This is a genomic window from Micromonospora sp. ATA51, assembly GCF_016802855.1.
Classification (GTDB): Bacteria; Actinomycetota; Actinomycetes; order Mycobacteriales; family Micromonosporaceae; genus Micromonospora; species Micromonospora sicca.
In genome coordinates this window covers 1-4,569 of record NZ_JAEVHJ010000427.1, presented here as the reverse complement: position 1 = coordinate 4,569, position 4,569 = coordinate 1, and the positions used below count along the sequence as shown (strand labels likewise).

3 protein-coding genes and 3 pseudogenes are annotated in these 4,569 nt (G+C 76.8%); 4 read left to right on the top strand and 2 right to left on the bottom strand.

The window, feature by feature from the left end; translation table 11 throughout:
• Nucleotides 1-66: 66 nt before the first annotated feature.
• The 3 genes and pseudogenes from JNW87_RS35075 (at nucleotide 67) to JNW87_RS35065 (ending at nucleotide 1,398) form a co-directional block, all read left to right on the top strand.
• On the top strand, nucleotides 67-498 hold the full coding sequence (locus tag JNW87_RS35075; RefSeq protein ID WP_238455171.1) for a TadE/TadG family type IV pilus assembly protein: 432 nt from the start codon (nucleotides 67-69) through the stop codon (nucleotides 496-498).
• Nucleotides 499-503: 5 nt separating this feature from the next.
• A pseudogene (locus JNW87_RS35070) lies at nucleotides 504-970 on the top strand (TadE/TadG family type IV pilus assembly protein).
• A complete protein-coding gene (locus JNW87_RS35065) occupies nucleotides 967-1,398 on the top strand; it encodes a hypothetical protein (RefSeq protein ID WP_109804019.1) in 432 nt (143 codons plus the stop codon). Before JNW87_RS35070 ends, JNW87_RS35065 begins: the two are co-directional and overlap by 4 nt.
• Nucleotides 1,399-1,574: 176 nt before the next feature.
• Here JNW87_RS35065 and JNW87_RS35055 read toward each other — a convergent pair.
• Both JNW87_RS35055 and lgt read right to left on the bottom strand, forming a co-directional pair.
• Nucleotides 1,575-2,732 (bottom strand): annotated as a pseudogene (locus JNW87_RS35055) (FAD-dependent oxidoreductase); the annotation flags it as partial.
• A 13-nt stretch (nucleotides 2,733-2,745) separates the two neighbouring features.
• Nucleotides 2,746-3,908 (bottom strand): annotated as a pseudogene (gene lgt / locus JNW87_RS35050) (prolipoprotein diacylglyceryl transferase).
• A gap of 118 nt (nucleotides 3,909-4,026) precedes the next feature.
• Here lgt and JNW87_RS35045 point away from each other — a divergent pair.
• Nucleotides 4,027-4,569 (top strand): NUDIX hydrolase (locus JNW87_RS35045; RefSeq protein WP_238455170.1); only part of this gene is annotated, 543 nt, incomplete at its 3' end.

The following is a 4,569-nucleotide window of genomic DNA, read 5'->3' as shown; positions in this document are numbered from 1 at the left end:
GTGTCCTCGGCGAGCGCGTCCAGGGCGGCCAGGCCCAGGGCGTGCTCGCGCAGGGCCAGGCCGCGCTTGCGGCCCAGCGACCGCTTACGCAGCGCGGCGCTCCGGCGGCGGCTCGCCGAGGGCGGCGCGGACCGGGGCGCCAACCCGGTGGAGCTGGCGGTGCTGATGCCGGTGATCCTGGTGCTGCTGTTCGCCTCGATCCAACTCGCCGTCTGGTTCGTCGCCCGTTCCACCGCGCTGAACGCCGCGCAGAGCGGGGTGAACGCGCAACGGGTCGTCCAGGCGCCGCCCGGCGCCGGGGAGGCCCGGGCCGCCCGGTTCCTGCGGGCGGCCGGCGACTGGCTGGTCGGCTGGGAGGCCGGCGGGCCGACGTGCACGGCCGGCGCCGCCGAGGTCAGCTGCACGGTCAGCGGCCGTTCACTGTCGGTCATCCCGGGGGTCAGCTTCCCGGTCCGGCAGACCGCGCACGGCACCGTCGAACGCTGGACGACGGGGTGAGGCGGATGGTCGGCCGCCCCGAGCGGGGTTCCGTCTCGATCGAGGTGGCGGTGCTCGCCCCCGCGTTCATCGCGCTGATGGTGCTGGCCGGGGTGGCGGGACGGACCGCCGTCGCCGACGAGGCGGTGGAGTCGGCCGCGCACGACGCCGCCCGGGCCGCCTCGATCGCCCGGGACGCCCGCACCGGCCGGCAGCCGCCGTAGAGGCGGCCCGGCGACAGCTCGACTGGCGCGGCCTGAACTGTTCGGGCGAGCCGGCGCTGTCGTTCAGCGGCTCGGTGGGGCGGACGCGGACCACCTTCGAGCGGGCGTACCGCAGCGCACCGGGCGTGCCGGCGACCGTGACGGTCACGGTGAGCTGCACCGTCTCCTTCGCCGACCTGCGCGCCCCCGGGCTGCCCGGGGTGCCGGGCGGCAAGGCCGTCGCCGCCACCTTCACCTCGCCGCTGGACACCTACCGGAGCCGCCGATGACCGGGTGGACGGTCCGGGAGAGCGGCCGGGTCAGCCTCTTCCTCGCCGCCGCGATGACCGGCGTGCTCGTCGTCATCGGGCTCGCCTACGACGGGGCCGGGCAGTTGCGCTCGTTGCAGCGCGCGGACGACCTCGCCGCGGAGGCGGCCCGCAGCGGCGGCCAGATGATCGACCGGGCGCGGGCGATCGAGGGCGGCCCGAAGGAGATCGACGAGCCGAGCGCCCGGACCGCCGTCGCGGACTACCTCGCCGCCGCGCGCGGCGTGCGCGACCACCAGGTCAGCTTCCCGGTGGTCGACGGCGAGAAGCAGATCCAGGTACGCGTCCGCATCACCTACCGCCGGGACCTGCTCGGCCTCTTCGGCTTCGACAACACCGTCACCGTCACCGGTGAGGCCACCGCGCGGGCGCTCACCGGGGCGCCGTAGGAAGGAAGGCAGCCATGGCCGCACCGCAACGTTCCGCCGTACGGCGGATCGGCCAGGTCCTCACCGGGCTCGGCTCCCTCGTCGTGCTCTGCGCGGTGCTGGCCGGCGCGCCGATCGCGCTCCTCGCCTTCGCCGGCAGCCCGCTCCCCGACCACCTGCCCACCCTCGCCGCGGTCGGTACGGCGCTGGCCAGCCGCCGGGGGGCTGATCGTGCCTAGGGCGGCGTCGCGGGCGCGCAGGGCCAGCCGGCCCCGGGTCTGCAGCACCGCGGACATCCGGCGGGTCTGCCGGACCATGGTCGCCGCGCGGGGCCGGCGCAACCGGTCGTACGACGCCACGGCGTCCGGCAGCCGGGACTCGCGCAGCAGCGAGGCGAGCGTGGCGGCGTCCTCGAAGGCGAGGCAGGCGCCCTGCCCGAGGTGCGGCGGCATGGCGTGCGCGGCGTCGCCGAGCAGCACCACGCCGCCCGGGCCGGCCGGGAAGCCGTATGCCCGGGGCAGCGGACGCAGCTCGCGGATCTCCTGCTGCACCAGGTCGACGGGGTCGGTCGCGTCAAGCAGCTCGGTGATCGGCGCGGGCCAGCCGGCGTACCAGCGCTTGAGCAGGGCGAGCTGGGTCTCCGGCGACTCCGGGCGGGGCGCTCCGGCGGCCGTGGCCACCCAGTAGATGCCGCCCCGGCTGGACCCCCCGGCCGTGCCCCGCTCACCGAGCGAGGCGGCCACGAAGCGGTAACCGGCGCCCAGCGTCTCCCCGCCCACCGGCTGGTCGGCCGGCAGGCTCGGCGCCCGGTACCAGGGGATCACCGCCCGCCAGGCGGCGCAGCCGGAGCTGACCACCCCCGACTCCGGGGCGAGCTGGCGGCGGATCTCGCTGTCGGTGCCGTCGGCGGCGACCACCAGGTCCGCCTCGACGGTGTGCCGGCCGTCGCCGACCGCCGGCCGCTCACCGGGGACCGCGCGGACCGTCCGCACGGCCACCCCGGTCCGCAGCTCCACCCGGTCACCGAGGCCGGCGATCAACGCGTCGTGCAGGTCCTCCCGGTGCACCACCACCGGCATCCGCTCGGCCGGCGTCGGACGGGGCTGCACCAGCCAGTGCCCGTCCGGGCGGCGGACGCCGCCGTCGGCCAGCGGCGTGGCGATCGCGTCCAGGCCGGCGCCGAGACCCAGGGCGCGCAGCGCGCGTACCCCGTTGGGCCAGAGCACCAGCGCGGTCGGTTCCGGGCGGACCCGGTCGGCCCGTTCGAGGAGGGTGACCCGCCACCCGGACCGCGCCAGCGCGCCGGCCACCGCCAGCCCGCCGAGCCCGGCGCCGACCACCACCGCGGTACGCATATCTCGGTTCCGCTCAGCTGTCCCGGTCGGCGGGGCGGGCCCCGGCCCGGTCGTCCGACTCCGCCGGGTTCTCCGACTCGGCGGGAGCGTCCGGTTCGGCGCGGGCGTCGGTCTCCGCGGCCGCCGAGTCGTCGGCCTCGGTCCCGTCCTCGGGCGCGCTCTCCGCGGGCTCGTCCGGCACGGCGCCGGTCTCCTGGTACGCGCGGAACTGCTCCTCGCCGACCACCCGGTAGCCCTCCGGCGCGACCGCCCGCGGCCCGGCCTCCCGGGCGGAGAGGTCCACCTGCGACACGTCACCGCCCGCGGGCGGGACCGGCGTCGCCGGCGTGCCGACCGGGATGAGGTACTCCCGCGGGCCGCGGACCCGGACGAAGTAGATCAGCGCGCCGAGGAAGACCAGCGCCGCGGTCCAGACGTTGAGCCGCAGGCCGAGGATGTGGTTCGCCTCGTCGGTACGCATCAGCTCGATCCAGAATCGGCCCGCGGTGTAGCCCATCACGTAGAGCGCGAACGCCCGGCCCTTCCCGAGCCGCAGCTTCCGGTCGAGGACGAGGACCAGCACGGCGACGCCGATGTTCCACAGCGCCTCGTAGAGGAAGGTCGGATGGTAGAGCCCCGGCTGGAGGATCGGGTTGCCGGCGTCGTCACGCAGCGCGTGCCCGGGGTTGTCCGGGTCCATCACGTGCACCTCGAGCCCCCACGGCAGGGACGTGCGGCCGCCGTACAGCTCGTTGTTGAACCAGTTGCCGAACCGGCCCACGGCCTGGGCCAGCGGCAGGCCCGGCGCCAGCGCGTCGCGACCACGGCGAACGGGATGCCGAGCTGCCGGGCGGCGATCCAGGCGCCGAGCGCGCCCCCGGCGACGGCGCCCCAGATGCCGAGGCCGCCCTCCCAGATCGCGAACGCCTTGAGCGGCTGCCCGTCGGCGCCGAAGTACTTCTCCGGCGAGGTGATCACGTGGTAGATCCGGGCGCCGATGATGCCCGTCGGCACCGCCCAGACGGCGATGTCGAGCACCGCGCCCGGGGCCACGCCGCGCTGCCGCAGCCGGCGTTCGGTGACCAGGCAGGCCACCACGATGCCGATGATGATGCAGAGGGCGTACGCCCGGATCGGAACCGGTCCGAGCTGCCAGACGGCGGTGCTGGGGCTGGGCAGGGCCGCCAGTGGGGTCATCGGGGCGTGGGTCACGGGTGCACACGCTACCGGGGCGGACCGGCTCCGCGGCACCCCGGTACGGTCGGCTTCGCCGGCCGGCTGACTTCTGGTTTGCGCGGTCGTAGGCTCTTTGTCCATGAGCGCGCTCACCTGGGCGGTCGCGGCGGTCGTCAGCGACGACGCCGGTCGGGTGCTGCTCTGCCGGCAGGGCCGGGGCGAGCGACGCTGGGCGCTGCCCGGCGGTCGACTGCGCCGGGAGGAGAGCCCGGCCGCGGCGGTGCTCCGCAACATCCGCACGGAGACCGGCTGGGACGTCCAGATCGTCGACCTGGTTGGCCTCTACCGGCTCAGCGACCGGGGCACCGCTCCGCCCCCGGCCGGCCGGTGCGGGCCACTGCCGGACGTGCTGGTGCACGTCTTCCGCGCCCGGGTCACCGCCGGGACGCCGACGGCGGACCCGACGGGCGGCTGCCACCTGGGCTGGCACGCCCCGGCGACCTGCCGGACGCCGTCACCCCGATCACCCGGACCGCCGTCATCGACGCGCTGGCCGGCCGGTCCGGGGTGCTGCGGGACGCCGGGCGGGAGCCGGCGCGGCCGGCCACTGCCCCGTCCGTCGGGGAGTCCGGCAGAGGGCCCGGCGCAACCCCCGGCGCAGGGCCCGGCGCAGGGCCCGGCG